The following is a 26,083-nucleotide window of genomic DNA, read 5'->3' as shown; positions in this document are numbered from 1 at the left end:
TAAGCACGGGCTGTTGTCTTTACAGCGCGGGGTGGGTCGATTACATTCGGCCCCCATGAAATTGATTGCCCGAACCGCCGCCGTCCTGCTGTTGGCGTGCTCCGTCGTTGCCCTTGCGGAGCCCGCGCGGGCGAGCAACACCGCCGCACAGAACCGCCAGGAGCCACGTTTGTCCGCGCCGGGCGAGGACGCGATGGGGGATCTGATCCTCCAGGCAATGAGCCTGATGGGCATAGCGTACCGCTTTGGCGGCAATTCGCCGACCCAGGGTTTCGATTGCTCCGGTTTTATCCGCTACATCTTCGAGAAGTCCGCCGGCGTCAACATGCCGCGCACTGCGGCGGAACAGGCACGCCTCGGCGTGTCGGTCGGCCGCGACGAACTGCGCCCGGGCGACATGGTGTTCTTCAACACGCGCGGGTTTGCAAACTCGCACGTCGGGCTGTACATCGGCAACAACAAGTTCATCCATGCGCCGCGTACCGGCAAGAATATCGAAATCGTCAACATGAGCTCGGGCTACTGGGCCAGCCGCTACAACGGCGCCCGGCGCGTGGCGCGTGGGGCGGGCAATGTGTCCAGTGCCGAACTGCTGGATGATCTGGGCTCGTCGAAGAAGCGCGACAGCGGCGGTGATGCCATCGCCCGCTTCTCCGGTGACGGCGAGACGCCGCCGCCGGTCAGGACCCGGCTGCGCAAGAGCCCGGACATCGTCATCGCGTCGTCGGCAGTCGAGGACAGCGGCAAGAAAGCCGGCAAGAACAGCAAGGCCGACGATGGTCCGACCTGCCCGCCGCCGAAGAAGGGCCTGAGCGCAAAACAGCGCAAGCAGGCCGAAGCCGAATGCCGCAAGGCCGAGGAAGCGGACAAGAAGGCCGGGAAAAAGGCAGGCAAGAACAGCAAGGCCGACGATGGCCCGACCTGCCCGCCGCCGAAGAAGGGCCTGAGCGCAAAACAGCGCAAGCAGGCCGAGGCCGAATGCCGCAAGGCCGAGGAAGCGGACACGAAGGCCGGGAAAAAGGCCGGCAAGAACAGCAAGGCCGACGATGGTCCGACCTGCCCGCCGCCGAAGAAGGGCCTGAGCGCGAAACAGCGCAAGCAGGCCGAGGCCGAGTGCAGCAAGGCCGAGGAAGCGGACAAGAAGGCCGGGAAGAAGGCCGGCAAGCACGGCAAGGCCGATGACGGTCCGACCTGCCCGCCGCCGAAGAAGGGCCTGAGCGCGAAGCAGCGCAAGCAGGCCGAAGCCGAGTGCAGCAAGGCCGACGACGGCAAGTCGGACAAAAAATCGGCCAGGAAAGGCGACGATAAGAAGTCCGGCGCAGACTCGGCCGACAAGAAGTCCAAGTCCCATGCCGCGACCGGCAAGCATGCTTCCGGCCACGGCGACAGCAAGAAAGCCTCGTGATGAATGACAGCGGTCCCGTTTTCCCCGTCTGGCTTGCCCCGGACGGCCAGCCGGTTGCCTGCGTGGAAAAGATCAAGGTCATGAACGAAAATCTGACCGAGCTGCGCCAGGTTGCCCAGGATGCGTTCGAAGACGCGGTCCTGATGGGCTGCGATGAAAACCAGGTGCGCGATTTCCTGGCTGACATGATGCGCGCGCTGGTCAACCCGTATCAAAGCGCCCGATGAGCTTCGAAACCCTGATTGCCCTGCGCTACGTGCGCGCCAAACGGCAGGAAAGCTTCATCTCCTTCATTTCGCTGGTCTCGGTCATCGGCATTGCCCTCGGGGTCGCGGCGCTGATTATCGTGCTGTCGGTCATGAACGGTTTCCAGAAGGAAATCCGCACCAAGATGCTCGGCGTGGCCTCGCACCTGGAAGCCAGCGGTGTCAATGGCCAGCTGGCCGACTGGGGCTCGGTGCAGAAGGCACTGGCCGGTGATCCGCGCGTGGTCGCCACGGCGCCGTTCGTCAATGCCCAGGGCCTGCTGTCATCGGCCGGCAGCGTGCGCGGCGCGCTGATCCGCGGCATCGATCCGGCGCAGGAGCCCGGCGTGGTCGATGTTGGCGAGCACATGGTGGTCGGCAAGCTGACCGACCTCAAGCCGGGTGGCTTCGGCATCGTCATGGGGGTGGAAATGGCGCGCGCCCTCGGCGTCAGCGTTGGCGACAAGGTCAACCTGATTACGCCGGAAGGGCAGTTCACGCCGGCCGGCATGCTGCCGCGCCTGAAGACCTTTACCGTGGCCGGCCTGTTCAAGGTCGGCATGTTCGAATACGACTCCGGCTTTGCCATGATCGACCTGTCCGACGCGCAACGGCTGTTCCGTCTCGGCGGCAATGTATCCGGGGTCCGGGTCAAGCTGACCGAGCTGATGCAGGCGCCGCAGGTCAAGCACGACCTGTATGCGCGCGTGCCGGACAATGTCGTGCTGACCGACTGGACCGACATGAACGCGAGCTACTTCCGCGCGGTGCAGATCGAGAAACGCATGATGACCATCATCCTGACGCTGATCGTCGCCGTGGCCGCCTTCAACCTGGTCTCGACCCTGGTGATGGTGGTGACCGACAAGCGCGCCGATATCGCCATTCTGCGCACGCTGGGTGCCAGTCCGGGGTCGATCATGCGCATCTTCATGCTGCAGGGGGCGCTGTCGGGGGTGATCGGCACCGTGTCCGGCGTCGCCGGCGGTGTGCTGATCGCGCTGAACCTGGACCGGATCGTGCCGGTGATCGAAGCCGTGCTCGGTACCAAGCTGCTGTCCAGTGACGTCTACATGATCGACCATCTGCCCAGCGACGTGCAGTTTGCCGATGTGTCGACCATTGCCATCATCGCGCTGCTGCTGGCCTTCTTCGCCACGCTGTACCCGAGCTGGCGCGCCGCGCGCATGCAACCGGCGGAGGCCCTGCGCTATGAGTGAACCCGTCCTGCGCGCCGAAGGACTCGGCAAGACCTATACCGGGCTGGAAACGCCGGTGCTGACCCGGATCGATCTCGAAGTGGCGGCCGGCGAGCGCATCGCCATCGTCGGCAGTTCCGGCTCCGGCAAGTCGACCCTGCTGCATCTGCTCGGCGGACTGGATTCGCCGACCACCGGCCGCGTCAGCGTGGCCGGGCAGGATCTGGCCACCCTTGGTGAACGCGAGCGCGGCGTGGTGCGCAACCGGTCGCTGGGCTTCGTCTACCAGTTCCACCACCTGCTGCCCGAGTTCTCCGCACTGGAGAACGTTGCCATGCCGCTGCTGATCCGGCGCCTGAACCAGGCCGAGGCCGAGCAGCGGGCGGCCGCGATGCTGGAACGGGTCGGACTCGGACACCGGCTGACGCACCGTCCCGGCGAACTGTCCGGCGGCGAGCGCCAGCGCGCGGCGATTGCCCGGGCGCTGGTCACCCATCCGGCCTGCCTGCTGGCCGACGAACCGACCGGCAACCTTGACCGCCATACCGCGGAAAGTGTGTACTCGCTGATGCTGGAGCTGAATCAGGGGCTCGGCACGGCGCTGATCATCGTCACCCACGACATGGAACTGGCCGCCCGCGCCGACCGCATCTACCGGCTCGACGACGGCCAGCTCCGGCCGGCTGTCGCTGACTGAACCGGCCGCGCGGGGGCCCCGCGCGCCGCGTTTTCCCTGTTTTCACACGATATTCCTGACGGAGCCCCTGTCCCCGCATGCCCACCCCCGATCCCCTCAGCCAGTACGCTGCGCCCATCGACCGGTTGATGGAGGCGCAGGCAGACAAATTCGACCTGATCGTCGCCCTGCTGACCCGGCCGCGCGGGCTGGCCGAACTGGCGCTGGTGCTGGCTTTCGTCTATCTCGGCGTGCTGGTGTCGCGCTGGACGCGCAAGCGCGCGCTGGCCGGCAACCCGCAGCGGCTGGAACGGCTGCTGCCGTATCTGTGCCAGCGCATCGTGCTGCCGCTGTCGGCCGGACTGCTGTGCGCGGCGGCGGCCGTGATCAATATCCGCCTGTTCCAGCAGCCGCATTTCGGCGTGCTGCTGATCGGCACCGTGCTGCTGTTCTGGATGATGGTGATCCGCGTGGCGACGGCGGTGGTGCGCAGCGTGCTGCCGAAGGGCAAGATCGAGCAGGGCACCGAACACACGCTGTCGGCCATTCTCTGGGTCGGCTTCATTTCCTACATGCTCGGCTTCGATGGCGCGCTGTTCGAGTGGCTGGATTCGGTCAGCTTCCATATCGGCAAGAACCGGCTGACGCTGTTCATGATCGTCAATGCGCTGATCTGGGTGTCGGTGGTGGTGTTCGTCGCGCTGTGGGTCAGCCGGATCATCGACAGCCGGATGATGAAGCTGTCCCATCTCGATCTGAGCTTCCGCATCGTCATCAGCAAGATCATCCGCACCGGCCTGATGGTGGCCGCGGTGCTGATCGCGCTGCCGATTGTCGGCATCGACCTGACCGTGCTGTCGGTATTCAGCGGGGCGCTGGGCGTCGGCCTCGGTTTCGGCCTGCAGAAGATCGCCAGCAACTACGTGTCCGGCTTTATCATCCTGCTGGAACGGTCGGTGCGCATCGGTGACCGCATCGTGGTCGACAACCGGACCGGCGTGATCCGCGAGATCACCTCGCGCTATCTGGTCCTGCGCCAGTCCGACGGCACCGAAGCGCTGATTCCGAACGACACCATGATTGCGAACACCGTCGTCAATACCTCGTATTCCGATCGGGCGATCTGGGTCAGCCAGGATGTTGGCGTGGCCTACGACACCGACCTGGAACTGGCGATGCAGTTGATGATCGAGGCCGCACAGGAAGCGCCGCGGGTAATGAAGGACCCGGGGCCGGGTGCCTATGTGATCGCGTTTGGCGACAGCAGCATCACGCTGACGGTCGGCTACTGGATCGGTGACCCGGAAAACGGTTCGTTCGGTCCGAAGTCGGCGATCAACCTCGGCATCTGGCGCAAGTTCAAGGCCAACGGCATCGAAATGCCGTTCCCGCAGCGAGAAGTACGCGTAATCGGTGAACTGGCGGTCGCGCCACAGCCGGCGCCGCCCCGGACGGAGGCTTCCGATGAAAGCAAGTGAGGCCGGCCAGCAGCGCGAAGTGCTGCTGGTCGATGACGATGACGCGGTGCGCGATGCGCTGAGCTGGCTGTTCGAGGGCAATGGCTTCCGGGTCCGCGCCTTCGAGTCCGGCGAAGCCGTGCTGGCCTGCCCGGAGGTGGTCGCCGCCGCCGGCTGCCTGGTACTGGACATGCGTCTGTCCGGCATCAGCGGCCTGGTGCTGTTCGAGCGGCTGACGGCCGGTGGCCGCTGTCCGCCGGTGCTGTTTCTGACCGGGCACGCCGACGTGCCGCTGGCCGTGGCCGCGCTGAAGATGGGCGCGGCGGATTTCCTGGAAAAACCGTTCGATGACGAAGTGCTGCTGGCGCGGGTCGGCGACTGTCTGCAACGCGACAGCGAGCGCCGCAATGCGCGGGCCGGCCGCGAGCGGGTCGATGCGGCGCTGCGTCAGCTGACCGACCGCGAACGCGAGGTCATGCAGCATGTGCTGGCCGGGCGATTGAACAAGCAGATCGCCGAGGCGCTGGACATCAGCATCAAGACGGTCGAAGTCCACCGTTCGCGCGTGCTGGAGAAGATGGGGGTCAAATCCGCCGTCGAACTGGCCGGCCTGCTGGCCTCCTGGCCGCCACTCGAGTAAACCCTGATGCCGACTGCCGGCCGGGACGGGCTGCACATCGCTGTCGCCGGCCCGGTGGGCAGCCGTTTTCCCCCTGTTGGTCCGTGATGTCCGATTCTTCCGTTTCCGATCTGCTGTCGGCGCGCCGCGCCGATCTGTCTGCCGTGACCGCCGCACTGACCGGGCGTCGCCCGGTGTCGCCCTGTCGCTGGCAGGCGCAGGACGCCTTCGTCAAAAAGGCGATGCCGCCGCGCTGGCGCGATCGCTGCTTTCCACTCTATGCGCCCTGGCTGCGGCGCAAGCTTGCGCCTGGCGTTCCGTTCGTGCCTCGCGTCTATCCGGCCGACCTGCCGGTCGAAGCGGTACGGCTGGCTGCGCTGCATGCCGCCGGCTGCCGGGTGCCGGAAATTCTTGCCGTCGACCGTGATGCCTTCGTCATGAGTGATGCCGGCTGGACGCTGGAAGACGAGCTGAATCCGCGTGACGACCCCGCCGCCTGCCTGCGCTGGCTGACGCTGGCGGTCACTGACCTGACCGACTTTCATGCGGCCGGCCACTGGCATGGCGGCGCCCAGGCGCGCAACCTGACCCTCGGGCCGGAAGGCCGCCTCGGCCGCATCGACTTCGAGACCGACTACGACCGCTATTTGCCGCTGCCGCTGCTGCAGGGCTTCGACGTGCTGCTGTTCCTGTCCAGCGTGACCCGCTACGTGTCCGACGACGACTTCGATACCCTGTCGACACTGTGCGTCAGCCGCTCCGGTGCTGCCGTGCGCGCCGTACTGTCACGCGCGCTGCCACTGGTCGGCTGGCTGGCGCGCTCGTCACTGCTGGCGCGCACGGCACCGAAAGAAGCGCGGCGGGTCAGGGCGATCGCCCGCACCCTGGCGGCATGCCGCGCCGATATCGGCCACGGCTGACACGACTGAAAGGCTCGCATGGACTACAAGCATCCGGTCTCCGTTCTGGTCGTCATCCATACCCCTGATCTGCGCGTGCTGATGATCGAGCGTGCCGATGCGCCCGGCTACTGGCAGTCAGTGACCGGCAGCGTCGAGGCCGGTGAGGATCTGGCCGGGGCCGCGCGCCGCGAAGTGGCGGAAGAAACCGGTATCCGCGACGGCGTGCTGACCGATTGCCGGCGGCACACGGTCTGGGAAATCTACCCGCGCTGGCGTCACCGCTACGCGCCGGGCGTGACCCACAATACCGAACACGTGTTCACGCTGTGCGTGGCCGATGCGGTCACGCCGACGCTGGCACCGCGCGAGCACGTCGCCTGGCGCTGGCTGGACTGGCGCGAGGCGGCCGGACTGGCGTTCTCGCCGTCGAATGCCGAGGCGATCCGCACCCTGGCCGGGTGCTAGGCATATCGGCCAGAAACTGTTGTTGTGCCGGTTGACGGCGTATGCTGAATGAGTGGCGAATGGCGCCGAAACCCCGGTGGCGGCCGATGGCTCAGCGGCTGTCCCGTTTGTGAGATGCATACATGAATGTTTTCAACCGCTTCAAGCACTCCCTGGCGAAGACACAGAGTGGCGTGGTCACGCTGGAAACCGGTTCCTCCGGGCTGGCTGCCGCGCTGTCCGGCCTTGGCGCCGCGCCGACCTTCGTGTCCGTCTACGTGTCGCCGCATGTCGATATCGACGCAGTGGCAAGCCAGATTACCGGGCGCTTTCCCGGCGTACCGGTCATCCTGAGCTCGACCGCCGGTGAGCTGTGCTCGAGCACGGGCGGCCTGTACTGCCAGACCGGCGATCGCTGGGACCGCATTGTCGTCCAGTGTTTTGACGCGACGCTGGTCGAGCGTGCGCAACTGGTCTCGGTGCCGCTGGGCAGCGAGGACCTGCGTCGCGGCGGACAGATCACGCTGCCGATCGAGGAGCGGGTGGCGAAGATCCGCCAGTCGATCGACATGCTGAATGTCGACATCGACATCGACCATCGGGACACGCTGGCCTATGTGATGATCGACGGGCTGTCCGCGTCGGAATCGTTCTTCATGGAAGCGCTGTACGACTCGGGCCGTTTCCCGTGCCTGTTCGTCGGCGGCTCGGCCGGCGGCAAGCTGGACTTCACCCATACCTGGATTCACGACGGCAAGCGCAAGCTCGAGAACCACGCGGTGGTCGTGTTCCTGAAAATCAGCAAGGGCATCCGCTTCGGTGTGCTGAAGAGCCAGAACTTCGAACCGACCGATACCCGTTTCCACGTGATCCGCGCGTCGCTGGCCCGGCGCGAGATCAGCCACGTCATCAACGGCAGCGGGCGGATGGTGCCGTTCGTCGAGGCGCTGTGCGAGCATTTCCGCTGTGAACCGCGGGCGCTGGACGAAAAACTGGCCGACTACTCGTTCGCCATCCGCGTCGGCGACGAGCTGTATGTCCGCTCGATCTCGCAGATCGATGCCGAGCGCGGCTGCGTCCATTTCTTCTGCGACATTGCACCGGGGGAAGAGTTGCTGATGGTGCGGCGTACCGGCTTCGTCGAGGGCACAATCCGGGATTTCCGGACCTTCATGCAGGGCAAGCCCGGCGCACCGCTGGCCGGCATCCTCAACGACTGCATCCTGCGCCGGCTGAACAACGGCAAGGAACTGGCCGGACTCGGCGGCGTGTTCGACTGCGAACATCTGGCCGGCTTTTCCACCTTCGGCGAAATTCTCGGCCTGAACCTGAACCAGACGCTGACGGCGGTCTTTTTCTTCCGCGTGCCGCCCGGCACGACCTTCCGCGACAACTACGTCGACAATTTTGTCGCCCACTACGGGCGTTTCAAGGCCTTTTTCCTGCATCGTCAGGTCGGCAAGCTGTCAGGGCTGTCGCGGGTGATGGAGCAGCAGCTCACCGAGTACAAGCACCAGCGCTTCGGCGAGCAGCTGGACCCCGAGATTTTCGACAAGCGGATGCGGGCGGTGGCGATCGGTCTCAACGACCTCGGCGCCGCGCTGCAGCAGGCGCACAGCCAGCGCATCGAGACTGCCAGCCAGATGGAAAACTGCTCGCAGGATCTGTACACGTCGGTGGAAGGTCTCACCTCGCAGGTCGGCGAGCAGGAAGCCACCGTGCGCGAAGCCAGCGACACCGTGGACGTGCTGGCCCGCGAAGCGGCCAATGCCGCCGAAAGCGCCAGAAACCTGGGCGAGGCCAGCAGCCGCATTCGCGGCGTGGTGGCGATCATCCAGCAGATTTCCGATCAGACCAACCTGCTGGCGCTGAATGCGGCGATCGAGGCGGCCCGGGCCGGCGAGGCCGGACGCGGTTTTGCCGTGGTGGCCGACGAGGTGCGCCGGCTGGCGGAGCAGACGCGCAACAGCGCCGGCGAAATCGGTTCGGACATCGCCACGCTGACCGGCAGCATCGGCGATGTGGCGCAGAAGATCGACAAGCAGTCCGGTGATGTGGAAGCGATTGCCGGCATGCTGAAGACCATCGAGAACGCCAGTGGCCGCACTTCGGAAACCGCCGCTCATACCCGCGTGGTGGCCGATACGCTGAAAGCGCTGACGCGTTCCTGAACGGCGAGGGCCGCCGCCGCCCGGCGGCGGCCCGGCCGGACAGGCTCAGGCCGTGAGCGCCCGCCCGTCATCAGCCACCCGGTTCAGGCCAGGTTTTCGTCCTTTGCTGCCGGCAGATACCAGAAATGGGCGGATGAACCCTCCAGCATGCCCGGGCGCAGGCCCTGCCGGCGTTCGAGCAGTCGTGCCAGGGTCAGGAGCAGTACATCGGTATCGACCGGCTTGTGCAGCAGGAACGCGCCGCTGGCACGGGCATCGCGCAGCCGGTCCGGTGCGGTGTCACCTGTCAGGATCACGGCCGGCAGCGACTGGCCGAGGCGGGCGAAAATCGCTTCCAGCGCCTGCTGGCCGGTCTGCTGTCCGCGCAGCCGGTAGTCGGCGATCACCAGCTCCGGCGTGAACCCGTCCAGGCAGTCGACGGCCTCCTGAACCGACTCGACCGCCAGGCACTGACTGCCCCAGCCGGCCAGCAGTCCGGTCATGGCCGTGCGGACGGCAGGATCGTCGTCGACGACCAGAATGCGCCTGCCCTGCAGGGACGGCAGTCCGGACGCGGCCGGCACGGTTTCGGCAACTGCTTGCTCGGTGCCGGCCTGCGGCAGGAACAGACGGAATACCGAACCGCGTGCCGGCACGGAGGCCAGCTCCACCCGCACCCCCATGGTGCGCGTCAGCCCGTCGACGATGGCCAGCCCGAGTCCGAGCCCCTTGCGGCGATCGCGTTCCGGATTGCCGAGCTGGTGGAATTCCCTGAAAATTTCCCGGTGCTGCGAGGCCGGGATGCCGGCGCCGGTATCCCAGACCTCGATCGCCAGCTCGCTGCCGCGCAGGCGGCAGCCGACCAGCAGGCCGCCCTCGCTGGTATAGCGGATGGCATTGGCAATCAGGTTGCGCAGGATCAGCTCGACCAGACCGGGGTCGGCATTGGCCACGCCGGTCGTGTCGCGGGTGCGGTAGATCAGCGCCTTGCCGTCGGCCTGTGGCGCGAACTCGTTCTCCAGCTTGCGCAGCATCGGCTGCAGCCGGAACGGCCGGGGCCTGGCCTCGATAACGCCGGCTTCCAGCTTGGAGAAATCCAGCAGCGTATTCAGCATTTCGCGGGCGGCGGCCGAGGAGGCTTCGATATGGTCCAGCAGCTCGCGCTGTTTTTCGCTCAGTGCCGTGCGGCCCAGCGACACCACGAACAGGCCGAGCGCGTGCAGCGGCTGGCGCAGGTCATGGCTGGCCGAGGCCAGGAAGACCGACTTGGCCCGGTTGGCCTCTTCGGCCAGTTCGGTCTGCCGGTGCAGTTGCGCAACCAGCTCGATATTCTCGAAACGCAGCTGGATCGAGCGCCGCGCACCGCGCCAGTAATTGTATGCGAACACCAGCAACGCCAGCAGGTACAGCGGAACGCCGAGCTGCAGCGGCAGGTAGTGCGGATTGTCCGAAACCAGAAACACGCCCCAGACCGGCAGGATGGCCGGCAGCAGGAAGCCGACGGCCAGCGGCAGGCAGGGCGAGAAAATCGACAGGGCCGCCGAACTCATGCCGGCAATCAGCGACAGCAGGCAGACGGCGCTGGGCGGAAAGCGCAAGTCCAGATACAGCCAGCCCGCAAGCCCCCACAAACCGCCAAGAACGGTCAGCAACAGGGTCAGCGCCGTGGCATAACCGCATGCCTGTTCCTCGCTGGTGCGCGCCGGAAACAGCCGGCGGCCGTAATGGCCGATGCCGCAGGCCACGGCCATGGCCGCCGCCCACCCGCCGACCGCATGGCCACCGCCGGACAGGACGATGCTCATGGCCAGCAACAGCGCGGCCATGCTGCAGCCGAGCATGGCCATGCCGAAACTCTGGTCAATCAGCGCCATTTGCGCGGCCAGCAGGCGCGGTTCGTCGAAGCGGGGCCACGGGCAGCGGATCATGGCTTCTGCACCAGACCACGGTTCATGGCCTCGAGCACCGCCTCGGTCCGGCTGAAGACCCCCAGATGATCGAGAATGGCGGCGACATGGACGCGGATGGTGTTTTCCGACAGCCCCATATGATGAGCGATGACCTTGTTCGAACGGCCGAGGCAGAGCTGACCGAGTACCTCGAGCTGGCGCGGCGTCAGTGCCCCCTGGGGACTGGGGGTGGCCGGGCTGGCGGCATCCTGCGGGAAATGGCGCTCGCCGCGCAGGCAGCAGGCGATCGCTTCCTCGATTTCCCCGGCCGTGGCTGATTTCGACAGAAAGCCGACGACCCCGGGAACCTCTGCGGCCTGGGCCGCAGCATTGTCGGTACTGCCGGACACGACCAGGATGCGCGCCGAGCGGAAGTAGCGCAGCAGGACCCGCACGCCGTCCAGTCCGTTCAGACCCGGCAGCTGGATATCGAGCAGGATGATGTCCACCGGCATCGTGCCATGCGTCTGCACCGCCTCCATGATCGAACCTGCCTCGAAAATTTCCCCCAGCAGCGGGCAGTCCGCCAGCACCAGCCGCAGGCCGGTACGGAACAGGGTGTGGTCGTCGATCAACAGCAGGCGCGCGCGCGGCATGGATACCCAGGCATCATGATGAATGCAGGGAAAATAGTCGCGTCCGCTGACTGCGGCAAGGGGAATTGCCGCCACTAAGCAAAATAGACTAGCCCTAATCGGATTGGATTATTTACCAATGACAAATGCTTGATTGATAATTTTGGTATTGATACGGCATGGCCGATCGGCCGCTGCCATCAGCGATTTTCCATCCAGAGGATTTTCCGATGTCTTTTTTCACCAGGCGGCTGGCGGCATGTTCGCTTGCGAAACCGCATATTGCCGGGAAAGGCAGGCACTGATGCCGGGGCGATACTGGTGGCGCCGTCATGGGTCGCTGCTTGCCGCAGTGATGCTGCTCGGGGTGCTGGTCTGGGTCAATGTGGCCTGGGCAGGGCAGGGGGCACCCCCTGCCCGCGGGCAGGCTGCCGTGGCGGGCGTCGCGACCGCAGGAGACCCGCCTGCCGCCGGCTGCCGGCAGGTGCGGGGTTTTCTCGCTGGCCCGGTGGCATTCTGGCGCCGCATCGGGCGCGGGCGACGTGCCTGACGGGCGGAGGTGCTGAACAGGATCACGGGGGCGGGTGCCGTCCCAGCCATTCCTCTGCCACCTCACCCATGGTCTTGCGCTCGCCGTTCCGGATCCAGGCCATGAAGTCACGGTCGAAGCGGAAGCTGGCCCCGCATTGGGCCAGCATGAAGCGGCGCACATTCCGGGTATTGCGGTAAGCCGCGTCGACCAGGGTGTGGCGGGTGGTCCGGCCACCATGCCAGTCGAAAGCATCACTCATGCGTTCCTCCCGTGGCGAAAGGCCACCTGATCCATACTGACCGTTTTCGCGGCTGACCAGCAAGTGGCGCTGGCGGACAATTTCCATGCAACGGGGCTTGCGCCGCAGGCGCGGTGCTACCATGTAGACCCTGCCAGGCGCGAATACCGCTGTGTTCGCGCAGGGCGAAAATTCACCCGGGACTGCGCTGTCCGCCGCCGATACCATCGGTGCCGGCGTGGTGCCGGCGCGGCATCTCCGCCGCAGGTCACCGGATTAGTGCCTGATGCAAACGGTCAACGCTCTGCGCATCGCTTCGTTCAATATTCACAAGGGCATGAGCCCGCTGAACCGGCATGTCAGTCTGCCCGGGATCGCCCAGCAGCTGGAACTGCTCGGCGCCGACGTGCTGTTCCTGCAGGAAGTGCAGGGACGCAATCTGCTGCGCGCCCAGCGGCTGGAAACCTTTCCGTCGATCCCGCAGCACGACTACCTGGCACGCAAGCTGTCGCAGAAGGCGGTATACGGGCTCAATGCCGGCTACGACAACGGCCATCACGGCAATGCCATCCTCAGCCGCTTTCCGATCCGGCAGTGGTGCAACCGCGACATCTCGGTCAACCGGCTGGAAAGCCGGGGCCTGCTGCACTGTGACCTGAGCCTGCCCGGCTGGCCGATCGACGTCACCGCACTGTGCGTGCACCTGAACCTGCTGGGCCGCGACCGGCGCAAGCAGATGGCGGCGCTGGCCGAGTACATTGCCCATGCCGTGCCGGCCGGCAACGGGCTGATCCTGGCCGGTGATTTCAATGACTGGCGCGCGCGCGCCAATCGCGAGTTCGCCGATGCGCTCGGTCTGGTCGAGGTCCACCAGGAAATCCATGGCCGCCACGGCCGCAGCTTTCCGGCCCGCCTGCCGCTGCTGCGGCTCGACCGCATCTACGTGCGCGGGCTCAGCGTAAGCCGTGCCGAGGTGCTGTCCGGCCCGCCGTGGTCGCGTCTGTCCGATCATCTGCCGCTGTCAGCCGAACTGCTGCCGGCGGAGCGGGTGCAATGAGCCGGTTCCTGCCCGGAAACCGGGTCGACCTGCTGCGCAATGGCGATGAGTTCTTTCCGGCACTGAAGGCGGCGATAGATGGCGCCCGCCACGATATCCAGCTGGAAACCTATATCTTCCGCATCGACACCACCACGCGGCCGCTGGCCGAAGCGCTGGTCGCGGCGGCGCGGCGCGGGGTCGAAGTGCGCATCCTGGTCGACGGCTTCGGTTCGCGTACCTTTCCCGCCGACTGGGTGGCGCTGCTGACCGAGGCCGGCGCCCATTTCCACTTCTACCGCAAATTCCGCTTTACCTGGCTGCCGCGCCGCAACCGCCTGCGCCGCCTGCACCGCAAGCTGGCGGTGATCGACGGCCGGATCGGCTTTGTCGGCGGTATCAATCTGCACGACGATCGCGACAATGCCGAACCGGGCTATGCCGCCCGCTATGACTATGCAGTGCGGGTCGAGGGACCGGTACTGGCGCCGCTGTGCGCGACCACGCGCGGGCTGTGGCGGCATCTGGCGCTGCTGCGCGGCGAGGTGTGGCCGGTGATCGAACTGAGCCGGCCGGCGACTGCGCGGGTCGGCGTGATGGATGCGCGGCTGGTAGTCCGCGACAACGTCAAGCACCGGCTGTCGATCGAGAACGAATACCTGCGCGAAATCCGCGCCGCGCGTCAGGACATCCTGATCGCCAATGCCTATTTCCTGCCCGGTCTGCGCCTGCGACGCGCCATCCTGGCCGCTGCCCGGCGCGGGGTGCGGGTGGAACTGCTGCTGCAGGGACGGCCCGACCACCCGGTCATGCAGTGGGCGACCCGCCGGCTGTACCAGCAGTTTCTCGATGCCGGGGTGCAGATCCACGAGTACCGCGCCGGCTACATGCACGCCAAGGTCGCGGTGATCGATACGCTGTGGTCGACGGTCGGGTCGAGCAATATCGACCCGTTCAGTCTCGGTCTGGCGCGCGAGGCCAATCTGGTGGTGCGGAACTACGCGTTCGCCCGTGAGCTGCAGGCCAGCATCGTGCGCCGCATCCGCCGCGACAGCCTGCCGATCGGGCACGACATGCTGCGCAAGGCGCGCTGGTGGCATCGCGGCTGGGCCACGCTGTGCTACGGTTTCTCGCGCTTCGCCATCAATATCGCCGGTCTGGGCGAGTACTACGGCAAGGAATGAGCGCCCGATGCTGATGCTGTCCGCTGCGGTCGAGGCCGTGCTCGAGGTCCGGAAATCGCGCTTTCACGCCCGTGTGGCGCCGGTCGCCGACCGGGCGGCAGCCCTGGCCGAGGTGGCGGCAATGCGCGCGCGTTTTCCGGCCGCCAGCCACTGCTGCTGGGCGCTGCTGGCTGGTGGCGAGGCCGGCATGAGCGATGATGGCGAGCCGTCCGGCACCGCCGGCAAGCCGATCCTGAACGTGCTGATGCACAAGGATATCGGCAATGCCGTCGCCATCGTCGCGCGCGACTTCGGCGGCGTGAAGCTCGGCGCCGGCGGGCTGGTGCGTGCCTATGGCAAGGCGGTCAGCGATGCCCTGGCCACGGCCGGGCTGGTGGCGCCGGTGGCGATGTCCGCCCTGTGGCTGGAACTGGCGTTTGCGCTGGAATCGCGCGTGCGCCATGTGTGCCAGCAGTACGGCGCAGCCCTGCTGCAGGCCGAACCCGGCACGCAGTTGCGGCTGGCGGTCAGCGTGCCGGCGACGGCCGAAGCGGCGTTCTGCCGTGCGCTGACCGATGCGACGCAGGGACGGATCGTCATCCGGCATGAAACCCCTGTTGCCGATCAATGACGTGCGGTTTTCGGTTTGGCTGCAAATATCCTGAATGGTAAGCTGGCCGGTTCTCAATGACTCAGACGGTCGGCTGCCTGGTCACCGTCGCGACAGGATCAGTTTGATGGCGTCTTGCTCCCATTGCGGCACGGCAATTGTCGCTGACGCAGCAGAATCCTCTGCCGAGGTACCGGCCGGCCGTGAGGCAGAGCGGTTATTTGTCGATCTGTATTACGATTTCATCCGCCAGTCATGGGATCGGGCTGAACACCGGCCACTGAAACTGGGGTGGAGCTGGCCCGCGTTTCTTTTCAGCTTTCTGTGGCTTGGCTATCGAAAAATGTATCAGCAAGCCTGGTGCGTCATGAGCATCGTGCTCATGCTGGATGCAGGGTTCAGGATCATGCTTGCCGATGACTTCAGGGGGATGGTGCTGGCCCAGAGTGGAGTCCGTCTGTTCTTCGCCATCCTGCTCGGGGCCTTGGGCATGCGCCTCTATCAGTGGCATGTGAAGCGCCGGATCGCAGATATCCAGGCCAGATACGAACCGGAGCAGGCCTGGGCAGAACTGGCACGCCAGGGCAGTACCAATCTCTGGGCGGTTTTCGGCCTGCTGTTTTTCTTTTTTGCGCTTTCCCTGCATGTCATCCCGCTGATGCTTTATCCGCTCTCAGCCTGAGCGAGGCCGGCCGCCGCGTCCGGGAAGGCGTGGCGGCCGTCCCGGCTTACAGTACCTCTCCGGCGTGGTCGGCCAGCCGCGAGCGCTCGCCGCGCGCCAGCGTCACGTGGCCGCTGTGCGCCCAGCCCTTGAAGCGGTCGACCACATAGGTCAGGCCGGAACTGCCCTCGGTCAGATACGGCGTGTCGATCTGGCTGATATTGCCCAGACACACCACCTTGGTGCCGGGGCCGGCACGGGTGATCAGCGTCTTCATCTGCTTCGGCGTCAGGTTCTGCGCCTCGTCGATGATCAGCAGCTTGTTCAGGAAGGTGCGGCCGCGCATGAAATTCAGGCTCTTGACCTTGATGCGGCTGCGGATCAGGTCGCGGGTGGCGGCGCGGCCCCAGTCGCCGCCGTCGTCATCGGACTTGTTCAGCACGTCGAGGTTGTCCTCCAGTGCCCCCATCCACGGCGCCATCTTTTCTTCCTCGGTGCCGGGCAGGAAACCGATGTCCTCGCCGACCGGCACCGTGACCCGGGTCATGATGATCTCCGAGTAGCGCTTCTGTTCCAGCGTCAGTGTCAGCCCGGCCGCCAGCGTCAGCAGCGTCTTGCCGGTGCCGGCCTGGCCGAGCAGGGTGACGAAGTCGATGTCCGGATCCATCAGCAGATTCAGCGCGAAGTTCTGCTCGCGGTTGCGGGCGACAATGCCCCAGACATTGTTCTTCTGGTGGCTGAAGTCGCGCAGCGTGACCAGTTCGGCGGTCTTGCCGGCGATGTCGGTCACCCGGGCGGTGAACGGCTGTTCGCCTTCGTGCCACAGCATCTCGTTCAGGTACAGGTCAGGCACATCCGGCCCGCTGACCCGGTAACGGGTGCGATTGCCGTCCTGCCAGCTTTCCAGCCGGCTGCCGTTGCGGTCCCAGAAGGCGGTGTCGATCTCGCGGGTGCCGGTGTACAGCAGGTCGGTGTCTTCCAGCACCTTGTCGTTGAAGTAGTCCTCGGCCGCCAGACCCAGAGCGCGCGCCTTGATGCGCATATTGATGTCTTTCGACACCAGAACCACTTCGCGACCGGGCTGCGCGGTGTGCAGCGCCATGACAATACTGAGAATCTGGTTGTCGGCCTTGCCGACCGGCAGACTGGCCGGCAGCGCCCCGTCGATGGCCTGGGTCTGCAGCACCAGCTTCCCGGTTGCCGCTCCCTGGCTCTTCTCGCTCAGCGGGATGCCGTCGTCGATATCACCGGTGAAACCGCCGACCAGTTCGTCGAGAAAACGGCTGGCCTGACGGGCGTTGCGGGCCACTTCGCTCATGCCCTTCTTGTGGCCGTCAAGTTCCTCCAGCGTAATGATGGGGATGAACAGGTCATGCTCGTCGAAACGGAACAGCGAGGTCGGGTCGTGCATCAGCACATTGGTGTCGAGAACGAACAGCTTGGCAGCGGAGGATGGGGCGGATTTTTTTCTTGGCATGGCAGCGTCCTCGATGACAGGTGGCAATGGGCACCTTTGGAACCGGCGGTCGCATCCGGCCTGCCGGGGTGGCCGGACGCGACCGGACGAGCAGAACGCAGTGCCGTGACAGGGTCATGACAGCCCGCGTTCCCATTCAGATTACGCCGTGAATTCCGGCGTCGATACCCGGTATAAAAAAATCGTCATCGCGTTGCAACATCGCGACGGTCACGCGGTATTATCTTTCGGATAAATGTGAACTTGCGAAACTCTGTAGAGGTGGAATCTTGAAGATTGCCGTATTGCCGGGCGATGGAATCGGCCCAGAAATCGTTGGCGAAGCCGTTCGTGTACTCGAGGCGCTGAAACGCGACGGCCTGCCCGTCGAAACCGAAACCGCGCTGATCGGCGGCGCGGCCGTCGATGCCTGCGGCGACCCGCTGCCTGACGCCACGCTGGAGATCACCCGGCAGGCCGATGCCGTGCTGCTCGGCGCCGTCGGCGGCCCGAAATACGACGTGCTGCCGCGCGAACAGCGCCCGGAACGCGGGCTGCTGCGGATCCGCAAGGCGCTGAACGTGTTCTCGAACCTGCGCCCGGCCATTCTGTATCCGGAACTGGCCGCTGCCTCGAGCCTGAAGCCGGAAATCGTGTCCGGCCTCGACATCATGATCGTGCGCGAACTGGTCGGCGACATCTACTTCGGCGAGCCGCGCGGCATCGAAGTCCGCAATGGCGAGCGGGTCGGTTTCAACACCATGATCTACAGCGAAAGCGAAATCCGCCGCATCGCCCACTCTGCGTTCCGCATCGCGATGAAGCGTGGCAAGCGCCTGTGCTCGGTCGACAAGATGAACGTGCTCGAAGCGACCCAGCTGTGGCGCGATGTGGTCATTGAAGTGTCTGCCGAATATCCGGAAGTCGAACTCAGCCACATGCTGGTCGACAACGCCGCCATGCAGCTGGTCCGCAACCCGAAGCAGTTCGACGTGATGGTGACCGGCAACATGTTCGGCGACATCCTGTCCGATGCCGCCTCGATGCTGACCGGCTCGATCGGCATGCTGCCGTCCGCCTCGCTGGACGCCAATGGCAAGGGCCTGTTCGAACCGATCCACGGCTCGGCGCCGGACATCGCCGGCAAGGGCGTCGCCAATCCGCTGGCGACCATCCTGTCGGTGGCCATGATGCTGCGCTACTCGTTCGATCGCAGCGCCGAGGCGGACCGGATCGAAAATGCCGTCAAGAAGGTGCTGGCCAGCGGCCTGCGCACCGCCGACATTTACCAGCCGGGGACCGAAAAGGTCGGCACCCGGCAAATGGGCGACGCCGTCATCGCCGCGCTGTGAGATCCGCCGCCGCCTGGCGCGGCGGTGAACGGGCGCCGGAATGCCCGAAGAATCTGCATAACGAAGCAATCGAAGGAATGAGAACATGATGCGAGTAGGTCTGGTTGGCTGGCGGGGCATGGTCGGCTCCGTGCTGATGCAACGGATGGTCGAAGAGGGCGATTTCGCCCATATCGAGCCGTGGTACTTCACCACCTCGAACCCGGGCGGCCAGTCGCCGTCGTTCGGCGGCAAAGCGGCGCCGGCCCTGAAAGACGCCGCCGACATCGACGCGCTGAAGGCGTGCGACACCATCATCACCTGCCAGGGCGGCGACTACACCAGCGCGGTCTACCCGAAGCTGCGCGCAGCCGGCTGGACCGGCTACTGGATCGATGCCGCCAGCACGCTGCGGATGGACGACGAAGCCGTCATCATCCTCGATCCGGTCAACATGAACGTGATCAAGGACGCGCTGGTCAATGGCGGCAAGACCTATGTCGGCGGCAACTGTACCGTCAGCCTGATGCTGATGGCACTGGGCGGCCTGTTCCAGAACGACCTGGTCGAATGGGCCACGTCGATGACCTACCAGGCTGCCTCGGGTGCCGGTGCCAACAACATGCGCGAACTGCTGAAGGGCATGGGCGCGATCCACGCGGCCGTGGCCGACGAACTGGCCACGCCGGCCAGCGCCATTCTCGACATCGACCGCAAGGTCGCCGAGTTCATCCGTTCGGATGCAAACCCGACCGGCTACTTTGGCGTGCCGCTGGCCGGCAGCCTGATCCCGTGGATCGACAAGGACCTCGGTAACGGCCAGTCGAAAGAAGAGTGGAAGGGTGGTGCCGAGACCAACAAGATCCTCGGTCGCAGCAGCAACCCGCTGCCGATCGATGGTCTGTGCGTGCGCATCGGTGCCATGCGCTGCCACAGCCAGGCGCTGACCATCAAACTGAAGAAGGACCTGCCGGTCGACGAGATCGAGGGTCTGCTCGCCAGCGCCAACCCGTGGGCCCGGGTGGTGCCGAACGAACGCGACGCCAGCATGCGCGACCTGACGCCGGCCGCCGCGACCGGCACGCTGTCGGTGCCGGTCGGTCGCATCCGCAAGCTGGCAATGGGCAAGGACTATATCAGCGCCTTCACCTGCGGCGACCAGCTGCTGTGGGGCGCCGCCGAACCGCTGCGCCGCATGCTGCGCATCCTGCTCGAAAAGTAATACGGCAACAGGGCCTGCGCCCTCCGCCCGCGCCACCGCAGAAGCGGGGCGCGGGCGTTCCCGTTTGGCCCGCGCGCTTGACGCCCTGCCGCAAACGGGGGATTCTCGCGCCCTCCGATTTTCGACGCACGGGCGTGCGCGGATGCCGACCGGCCATCCGGCCTGGTCCGTTCCGGCCGCCCTGCGTGCACTTCTTCACGACAGGATGCCTCCATGACTACCGCTGATCCCTGCTTTGCCGTCTCTGGCGCCACTGGCGCGGTTGGCCGCGCCGTACTCGAAGCGCTCGCCGTCGCCCGCCCGGCCAGCAAGCGCGTGCTGGCGCTGGCCAGCGCCGAATCGGTCGACGATACCGTCGGTTTCGGCCGGCATGAGCTGTCGGTGCTCGACACCGCCACGCAGGACCCGGCCGCCATCGATATCCTGTTCCATGCCGGCGCAGCCGGCGCCGATGCACTGGCTCAGGCAGTGGCCGATGCCGGCAAAACGGTCATCGACCTCGGTGGCCGTCTGCACGGCGACACCGTTCGCCATTGCCCGCATCCGCTGGCACTGATGATCGGCCAGTTGCTGGACGCGCTGCCGGCCGGCATCGAACGCCTGACCATGACCGCCATGCTGCCGGTGGTGTCGTACGGCCGTCGCGGCGTCGACGAACTGGCGCAACAGACCACGGCCCTGTTCAACCAGCGCGGTTACGACACCGAAGTCCTGCCGCGCCAGGTCGCGTTCAACCTGCTGGCCCAGGTCGGCGAGTGGGCCGACGATGGCGCCACCGAGCTCGAAGCCCGCGTGCTGCGCGACCTCGATGCGCTGCACCCGGTCGCCGCCGTGTCGCTGACCGCTGCCCTGGTGCCGGTCTTCTTCGGCCATGCCGTCAGCCTGGAAGCGCAGGGCGCGACCGCCTTCGACCGCGGCATGCTGGTCACCGGCCTGAAGGCCGCCGGCATCGACGTGCACGACGACGGCCCGGCCAGCGCGGCCCCGTCGCCAATGGATGTGCTTGGCCAGACCCGCTTGCAGGTCAGCCGGGTGCGGGTGCAGGACAACCGGGTCGCCCTGTGGCTGACCACCGACGGCCTGCGCCTGCTGGCAGCGCATGCAATCGGGCAGGCGCTCTGATGGCGCACTGCAGATTTCCGCGCTGCGGTCGATAAGGAATGACGTGTGGCCGGAAACGGCCACCTGCCATTTTGCCCGAGACGTCTCAACTTCATGGTAGCCATGTCCGCCAACCTTTCTTCCCTGCCTGTGCGGCGTATTTCGCTGCGGCAGTCAACGCTGCTGTTGCTGTGCCTGCTGTCCACGCCGGCCTGGGCCGGCCTCGGCGCCATGCATCTGCAGTCGGCCCAGGGCGCCCCCTTCGTGGCCGAAATCGACGTGACCGACGCCAGGGCCGGCGATGCCGTGCAGGCGAGCATTCCCGGGCCGGGGGTGCAGCGTGAAATGGCGCTCGGCTGGTCGCCGTACTACGACAAACTCAAGGTCGAAGTCAAAACCCGGGACGATGGCACACCCTATATCCGGCTGAGCCATCCGCAGCCGTTCCGCGAACCGTTCCTGGAGCTGGCCGTTGAGCTGGAGCAGAATGGCGGCCGCTCGGTCAAGGCCTTCGCCGCGCCGATGCCGACCTCGGTCGGCAAGGGCGGGGCCACGGTGCGCGGCACCGAGGTCGAACTGGCGCCCGCGGCATCGTCGACACCGATTCCGGCCGTGATTGCCGCCCCGGAAAAGGCCGACGCCCCGGCCGCGCCGCGTGAGGACATGAAGACCTTCCTGTCCCGGCTGAAACAGATAGAAGACGCCGAGTCCGGCATCACCACGCCGGCGAAAAAACCGGCTGCGCCCGTGACCAGGCCCAAAGCCGAAGCAAAGAAAGCGGACAGCGCCGCCGAAGGCAGCGGCTTCCCGTGGGCGCTGGTCGGTGGCGGCCTGGCCGCGCTGCTGGCCCTGGCTGGTGCCGCCGCCGGCGGTTTCTGGTTCTGGCGCCGGCGCAAGGCGGGTCAAGCTGAGACGCCGATGGCAGAACTGGCACCGGTGGCGACCGCTCTGCCTCCGGACGATCTGGATCTGACCGCCGTGCTGGAGCCGATCGCCGAAACCAAGCTGCCTTCGCCGGTCACGGCGACCGATGACGGATCGGAAACCGATGCCGGCCTGTGGGGCGACCCGGCACCTGCCCCGGTCGCCGCGGCCGAGCCGACGCCCGAGCCCGCGCCGGCGCAGGGCGCGATCGACGATTCGGAAATCGATGCGTGGTTCTCCGAAACCACGCCGACCCCGGCTGTCGAGCCGCCGGTGCCGGTGCCGGAACCCGAGCCGGAACCTGAACCTGAACCTGAACCAGCGGCCGAGCCCGTTGCCGAAGCAGCGCCGGTCGCGCCGGCCGTGGTGGAGGCCGAGCCTGTCATCGCGGAGGCCGAACCGGTGGCACCCGTCGAGGCACCGGTTCCTGCGCCAGTGCTGGAACCGGATGCGGTCGATGACATGTTCGACCTGCTGTCGATAGAGAAGCCGGTGCCCGCCGCCATGCCGGAGCCGGAACCCGAGCCGCAGCCGGAACCCGAACCCGAACCTGCCGTGGCGGTGCCCGCCGCCGAGCCGGAACCCGAGCCGGAGCCGGAGCCCGAGGAAGAAAAACTGCTCGAATTCGACTTCCAGCTCGAACACGAACTGCAGGCCAAACCGGCCGTCGAACCGGCCGTGGCCGTGCCAGGCATGGCGCTGGACGACATGGCGCTGGATCTCGACAGCGTCGAACCCGGCAATGACGACCCGGTAACGGCCAAACTCGACCTGGCCCGCGTGTACCTGGACATGGGCGATTATGAAGGCGTGCGCGAAATTCTCGAAGAAGTGCTGAAGGAAGGCTCCGCCACGCAGCAGGAAGAAGCCAGAATGCTCCTAGCCTCCGTGGCAATATAATATCCTGTCCAGTGCTGAAATACCGACGCCGGGTTATCGCCCGGCGTTTCTTCGTCGGCAGCAGTAAAAAACAAGAATGTTTCGGGTGCCGGACTGGTTTATTCCTGATAAAAAATCGGATTGATTAACGCGGAAATTCAGAATTGGCATATTGAAACTGCGCTGGCCGAATGGCGAATATGGAAGCGAGTAATTTATTCGTGATATTTGCATTCGGGATTCAATATGAACCATACACCCGCACGACCCCATCAGGAAAAAAATAATCCGGCCACACCGGGCAGCGAGCGCTGCCCGCAAGAACCGGCGACCAGGCTCCCGGTCCTGCGCCGCCTGCTGGCCACAGCGGCGGTGGCCGGCGGCATCGGTGATGTCGCGCTGGCCGGATCAGGGCCACCGGCAACGGAAGCGGCCCGGGGCGCGCGCCCGGTTGCGGAGATGCCGGACTGCCGCCCGGCAGGGACGGGCGGCTTGCCCGTTTACTGCCTGCCGACCATGGACGACTGGCGGGATGACCGCGTATTCAGGCCGCTGATGCCGCTGGCCAGCATGGCAGACTCTTCTCCTGCTGCCGGAGGCGGGGGGCTGAATCTGGCCTATCTGGCTGCGGGCGGTGGTGCGCTGGCTCTGCTGGTTGCAACACTTGCCGGTGGAGGCAGCAGTGGAGGTGGAGGTTCGTCATCGGCCGGAACCGGCAATTCGTCTTCGCCCGCCAGCCCGCCGGTGAACCACTCACCGGGGTCAGGCAGTGACGCCTCCCCGCCCGGGAAAAATGCCGTACCACCAGCGGAAGACAGCGTACTGCGCGTGGCCGCCAGACCGCTGCCGGTTCACCTGACCGGTGCTGACTTCATCGCCGTGCAGCCCTCGCTGGCCATCGCCAATGCCGGACAGATTACGGCAGCCGATGCGCATGAGCAGGAGCCGGGCAGTATGCGCAAGCACATGGCCATCCTGGTCGACGGGCTCGGCCACGGCGGGCTCGACTACGCGAACGACGGAACGCTGGAAGCCCGGGGCGGTTACGGCATTCTGATCACCGACCCACGGACGGCCGGGGCGGTGGGCCAGACCGCAGAGCGGCTGGTGGCCAATCGCTTCCGCAACCGCGGACGGATTGACTTTCATGCTGAAAGGGGGACACGGCATGCGCTGCGGCTGCAGCATGATGGCCATGATGCGCTGAACGACAGCGGCAGCACGCTGACCGTACACGGCTATGGCGCGGTGGCCATGTACAGCGACGGCGACGGCAGGCTGGAAAACCTCGGCACCATCAATCTGGGCAGCGTGGGTACGACCGATACCCACATGACCGCGATGAAGCTGGGGCCGAATGCCAGCCATGAGGCCGTCATCACCAACAATGGCGTGATCAACATCCACGCCAACAAGTCGCACGCCTTCGGCATCCTGTCCGGCAACAGCCAGCTGCTCAACATCGGCGAGGTCAACCTGCTGTGCCCGCACGAGGACTGCGGTGTGTTCTCCGACTGGCATACCGAATACCGCAAGAAACAGTCCCAGCCGGGATTGTCGGATACCGGGCCGGTACTGCGCCTCCACCAGAGCCAGGAAGTGAGGCAGCCCTACACCATCCGGGCGGGCGGGCACAGCCACCACATGTCGCTCGCCGGGTCGTTCGTGATCAAGGACGGGGGGCAGTTCGTCAACCACGGTCGTCTCATCGCCGACCACGCCGTGTCACCGGCCGGTGGCTCGGCTTCTCCCTCCAGGGGCGCCATCCTCAGGGAGGATGCAGCACAGGGGGGCGCCGAGCACCGCAATGAAGGCCGGATGAAGGTCGACGGTGGCTATCAGGTTTTCCGCTCCGACAGGGCGAAAACGGTGCGCAGCCGCTTCATCAACCGTGGCGGGATCGAATTCCATGCCGTAAACAGCACCATGACGGCATTGCAGGTGAGTCATGCCGGTCACGACGTGGTGAACGATGCCGGCGGCATCCTCACCCTGACCGGCAACAACGCCGTCGGGCTGTTCAGCGACAGCGACTCACTGCTGGAGAATCGCGGCATTCTCAATCTGGGCACGCCGGGCACGACCGATACCGGCATGGTGGCCATGCATCTGGGACCGAAGTCCACCCATCAGGCCAAGCTGCTCAATACCGGCACGATCAATATCTACGCCGGAAAGTCCCATGCGTTCCATATCGACAATGACAGCAACGGCAGCCTGGTCAACCAGGGAAAAGTGAACTATCTGTGCGGGGACAAAAAGAGTTGCAGTGACCACCGGAGCGAACATACCCGAAAGCGCTCAAGGGTTTCCAGCGATGATGGCAGCTACCGGAACCTGACCGTGCGCGAGTATCAGTTCGGGCCGGTTACCTTGCCGGCCGACGGGCCACTGCTGCGCCTGTCCAGTGATGCGGCCTTTTACCTGAAGGATAACGGGGCTTTCACCAACCACGGCAAGATAGTGGCTGCGGAGGCTGCCCGTGGTCCGCTTGATGCGCGCCTGTACGGCTACCGGGCGATCCTCTCCAGTGGCTGGAGCCCGGGAGTCCTGCTGCTCAACACCGGCACGCTGACGGCGAGTGACGGCTATGGCGTGCTGCGGACGGTGGACCCGGTCGAAAACCCGCGGACCCACACCTCGACCGGTCGCAATCGGTTCATCAACCGTGGCGTCATCGACTTTACCGCCACCGAGCGCTCTCCGCATGCACTGTATGCCGCGCACGCCGGCCACGATTTCCTGAACGACAAGGGGGGCGTCATCACCGTGCGCGGAAACGGGGCGGTGGCCATGCGCAGTGATGGCGACGGGAACCTGATCAATCGCGGCGTGATCAACGTGGGCGAAGCTGGCAGCATGGACAGCAACATGATGGGCATGGTCCTCGGCCCGGGGGCGCTGGCGGTGGCTACCCTGATCAATGACAAGGAAGGCGTTATCAATGTTCATGGCAGGGAGTCATTCGCGTTCCATATTGCGGATGGCAATATGGCGATGATCAACCGCGGGAAGGTCAATCTGCTGTGCCCGGCCAAGGACTGCGCTGTGTTCAGCGGAGCGCACGAGCAATCCGTCCATGATGTGACCAATGTCGATCTGGGGAGCAGCTACGAGTACGCTTTCCATTTCCCGGATCAGATCGACCCGCAGGAACCTGCGTCGTCCCGCGCCACCCGGCTGGCCGGTTACGTGGTCGGCACCCGGCCGGACGGCCAGGCCGGCACGCTGAGCGGCGGGCATCTGGACGCCAGCGGCGTGACCGTCGATACCGGCTTCGTGGCCGGGACCACGGCCAGGCAGGCGCGC

23 protein-coding genes are annotated in these 26,083 nt (G+C 65.8%); 19 read left to right on the top strand and 4 right to left on the bottom strand.

Annotation, left to right across the window (positions count from 1 at the left end; genetic code table 11):
- The first annotated feature begins 169 nt into the window (after window positions 1–169).
- The 9 genes from ACYVG8_RS10250 (at window position 170) to ACYVG8_RS10210 (ending at window position 9,118) form a co-directional block, all read left to right on the top strand.
- Window positions 170–1,405 (top strand): C40 family peptidase, encoded by a 1,236-nt coding sequence (locus tag ACYVG8_RS10250; RefSeq protein ID WP_460745707.1) that lies wholly within the window; start codon window positions 170–172, stop codon window positions 1,403–1,405.
- Window positions 1,405–1,632 (top strand): hypothetical protein, encoded by a 228-nt coding sequence (locus ACYVG8_RS10245; protein ID WP_028498906.1) that lies wholly within the window; start codon window positions 1,405–1,407, stop codon window positions 1,630–1,632. The genes ACYVG8_RS10250 and ACYVG8_RS10245 overlap by 1 nt, the downstream gene beginning before the upstream one ends.
- On the top strand, window positions 1,629–2,870 hold the full coding sequence (locus ACYVG8_RS10240; protein ID WP_460745705.1) for a lipoprotein-releasing ABC transporter permease subunit: 1,242 nt from the start codon (window positions 1,629–1,631) through the stop codon (window positions 2,868–2,870). The genes ACYVG8_RS10245 and ACYVG8_RS10240 overlap by 4 nt, the downstream gene beginning before the upstream one ends.
- Complete coding sequence (lolD, locus tag ACYVG8_RS10235) at window positions 2,863–3,546, top strand: lipoprotein-releasing ABC transporter ATP-binding protein LolD (RefSeq protein WP_460745704.1); 684 nt, start codon at window positions 2,863–2,865, stop codon at window positions 3,544–3,546. Before ACYVG8_RS10240 ends, lolD begins: the two co-directional genes overlap by 8 nt.
- 77 nt (window positions 3,547–3,623) lie before the next feature.
- Window positions 3,624–5,003, top strand: coding sequence for a mechanosensitive ion channel family protein (locus ACYVG8_RS10230; protein WP_051528772.1), 1,380 nt, complete (start codon window positions 3,624–3,626; stop codon window positions 5,001–5,003).
- Window positions 4,990–5,622: a response regulator transcription factor gene (locus ACYVG8_RS10225; RefSeq protein ID WP_107889679.1), complete on the top strand. Its 633-nt coding sequence runs from the start codon at window positions 4,990–4,992 to the stop codon at window positions 5,620–5,622. The genes ACYVG8_RS10230 and ACYVG8_RS10225 overlap by 14 nt, the downstream gene beginning before the upstream one ends.
- A gap of 86 nt (window positions 5,623–5,708) precedes the next feature.
- Window positions 5,709–6,521 carry a BUD32 family EKC/KEOPS complex subunit gene (locus tag ACYVG8_RS10220; RefSeq protein WP_460745702.1) on the top strand — a complete coding sequence of 271 codons (813 nt, stop codon included), beginning with the start codon at window positions 5,709–5,711 and terminating at the stop codon, window positions 6,519–6,521.
- An 18-nt stretch (window positions 6,522–6,539) separates the two neighbouring features.
- Window positions 6,540–6,968 carry a dihydroneopterin triphosphate diphosphatase gene (gene nudB / locus ACYVG8_RS10215; protein ID WP_028498902.1) on the top strand — a complete coding sequence of 143 codons (429 nt, stop codon included), beginning with the start codon at window positions 6,540–6,542 and terminating at the stop codon, window positions 6,966–6,968.
- A gap of 122 nt (window positions 6,969–7,090) precedes the next feature.
- Entirely contained in the window at window positions 7,091–9,118 is a 2,028-nt protein-coding gene (locus ACYVG8_RS10210; RefSeq protein ID WP_028498901.1) for a methyl-accepting chemotaxis protein, read from the top strand.
- Window positions 9,119–9,201: 83 nt separating this feature from the next.
- On the opposite strand, the gene ACYVG8_RS10205 is transcribed toward ACYVG8_RS10210, so the two are convergent.
- Window positions 9,202–11,025, bottom strand: coding sequence for an ATP-binding response regulator (locus ACYVG8_RS10205; RefSeq protein ID WP_460745701.1), 1,824 nt, complete (start codon window positions 11,023–11,025; stop codon window positions 9,202–9,204).
- Window positions 11,022–11,642 carry a response regulator transcription factor gene (locus ACYVG8_RS10200; protein WP_028498900.1) on the bottom strand — a complete coding sequence of 207 codons (621 nt, stop codon included), beginning with the start codon at window positions 11,640–11,642 and terminating at the stop codon, window positions 11,022–11,024. The genes ACYVG8_RS10205 and ACYVG8_RS10200 overlap by 4 nt, the downstream gene beginning before the upstream one ends.
- A gap of 283 nt (window positions 11,643–11,925) precedes the next feature.
- Here ACYVG8_RS10200 and ACYVG8_RS10195 point away from each other — a divergent pair, with 283 nt between their 5' ends.
- The gene (locus ACYVG8_RS10195) at window positions 11,926–12,171 is read left to right on the top strand and encodes a hypothetical protein (protein WP_460745699.1); all 246 of its coding nucleotides are present in this window, start codon (window positions 11,926–11,928) and stop codon (window positions 12,169–12,171) included.
- Window positions 12,172–12,193: 22 nt separating this feature from the next.
- Here the strand turns inward: ACYVG8_RS10195 and ACYVG8_RS10190 are convergent, their stop codons facing one another.
- Entirely contained in the window at window positions 12,194–12,412 is a 219-nt protein-coding gene (locus ACYVG8_RS10190; RefSeq protein WP_460745698.1) for a DUF6434 domain-containing protein, read from the bottom strand.
- A 265-nt stretch (window positions 12,413–12,677) separates the two neighbouring features.
- Here ACYVG8_RS10190 and ACYVG8_RS10185 point away from each other — a divergent pair, with 265 nt between their 5' ends.
- From ACYVG8_RS10185 to ACYVG8_RS10170, 4 genes are all read left to right on the top strand, one after another.
- Complete coding sequence (locus ACYVG8_RS10185; protein ID WP_036385633.1) at window positions 12,678–13,448, top strand: endonuclease/exonuclease/phosphatase family protein; 771 nt, start codon at window positions 12,678–12,680, stop codon at window positions 13,446–13,448.
- Complete coding sequence (gene clsB / locus ACYVG8_RS10180) at window positions 13,445–14,611, top strand: cardiolipin synthase ClsB (protein ID WP_028498897.1); 1,167 nt, start codon at window positions 13,445–13,447, stop codon at window positions 14,609–14,611. The genes ACYVG8_RS10185 and clsB overlap by 4 nt, the downstream gene beginning before the upstream one ends.
- Window positions 14,612–14,618: 7 nt before the next feature.
- The gene (locus tag ACYVG8_RS10175) at window positions 14,619–15,221 is read left to right on the top strand and encodes an IMPACT family protein (protein ID WP_028498896.1); all 603 of its coding nucleotides are present in this window, start codon (window positions 14,619–14,621) and stop codon (window positions 15,219–15,221) included.
- Between the two features lie 106 nt (window positions 15,222–15,327).
- Window positions 15,328–15,882: a DUF2628 domain-containing protein gene (locus tag ACYVG8_RS10170; RefSeq protein ID WP_028498895.1), complete on the top strand. Its 555-nt coding sequence runs from the start codon at window positions 15,328–15,330 to the stop codon at window positions 15,880–15,882.
- Window positions 15,883–15,928: 46 nt separating this feature from the next.
- On the opposite strand, the gene ACYVG8_RS10165 is transcribed toward ACYVG8_RS10170, so the two are convergent.
- Window positions 15,929–17,338 carry a PhoH family protein gene (locus ACYVG8_RS10165; protein WP_028498894.1) on the bottom strand — a complete coding sequence of 470 codons (1,410 nt, stop codon included), beginning with the start codon at window positions 17,336–17,338 and terminating at the stop codon, window positions 15,929–15,931.
- 269 nt (window positions 17,339–17,607) lie between these two features.
- Here ACYVG8_RS10165 and leuB point away from each other — a divergent pair, with 269 nt between their 5' ends.
- The 5 genes from leuB to ACYVG8_RS10140 form a co-directional block, all read left to right on the top strand.
- The gene (gene leuB, locus ACYVG8_RS10160) at window positions 17,608–18,669 is read left to right on the top strand and encodes a 3-isopropylmalate dehydrogenase (RefSeq protein ID WP_028498893.1); all 1,062 of its coding nucleotides are present in this window, start codon (window positions 17,608–17,610) and stop codon (window positions 18,667–18,669) included.
- A gap of 88 nt (window positions 18,670–18,757) precedes the next feature.
- Window positions 18,758–19,870 (top strand): aspartate-semialdehyde dehydrogenase, encoded by a 1,113-nt coding sequence (asd, locus tag ACYVG8_RS10155; RefSeq protein WP_107890350.1) that lies wholly within the window; start codon window positions 18,758–18,760, stop codon window positions 19,868–19,870.
- 213 nt (window positions 19,871–20,083) lie between these two features.
- Window positions 20,084–20,992 (top strand): Asd/ArgC dimerization domain-containing protein, encoded by a 909-nt coding sequence (locus tag ACYVG8_RS10150; RefSeq protein WP_028498891.1) that lies wholly within the window; start codon window positions 20,084–20,086, stop codon window positions 20,990–20,992.
- 102 nt (window positions 20,993–21,094) lie between these two features.
- Entirely contained in the window at window positions 21,095–22,795 is a 1,701-nt protein-coding gene (locus ACYVG8_RS10145) for a FimV/HubP family polar landmark protein (protein WP_460745695.1), read from the top strand.
- A gap of 225 nt (window positions 22,796–23,020) precedes the next feature.
- Window positions 23,021–26,083 (top strand): hypothetical protein (locus ACYVG8_RS10140; RefSeq protein ID WP_460745693.1); only part of this gene is annotated, 3,063 nt, incomplete at its 3' end.

It is taken from the genome of Microvirgula curvata (genome assembly GCF_054781615.1).
Note: the sequence above shows the minus strand (reverse complement) of the source record. Positions and strands in the feature narration are given on the sequence as shown.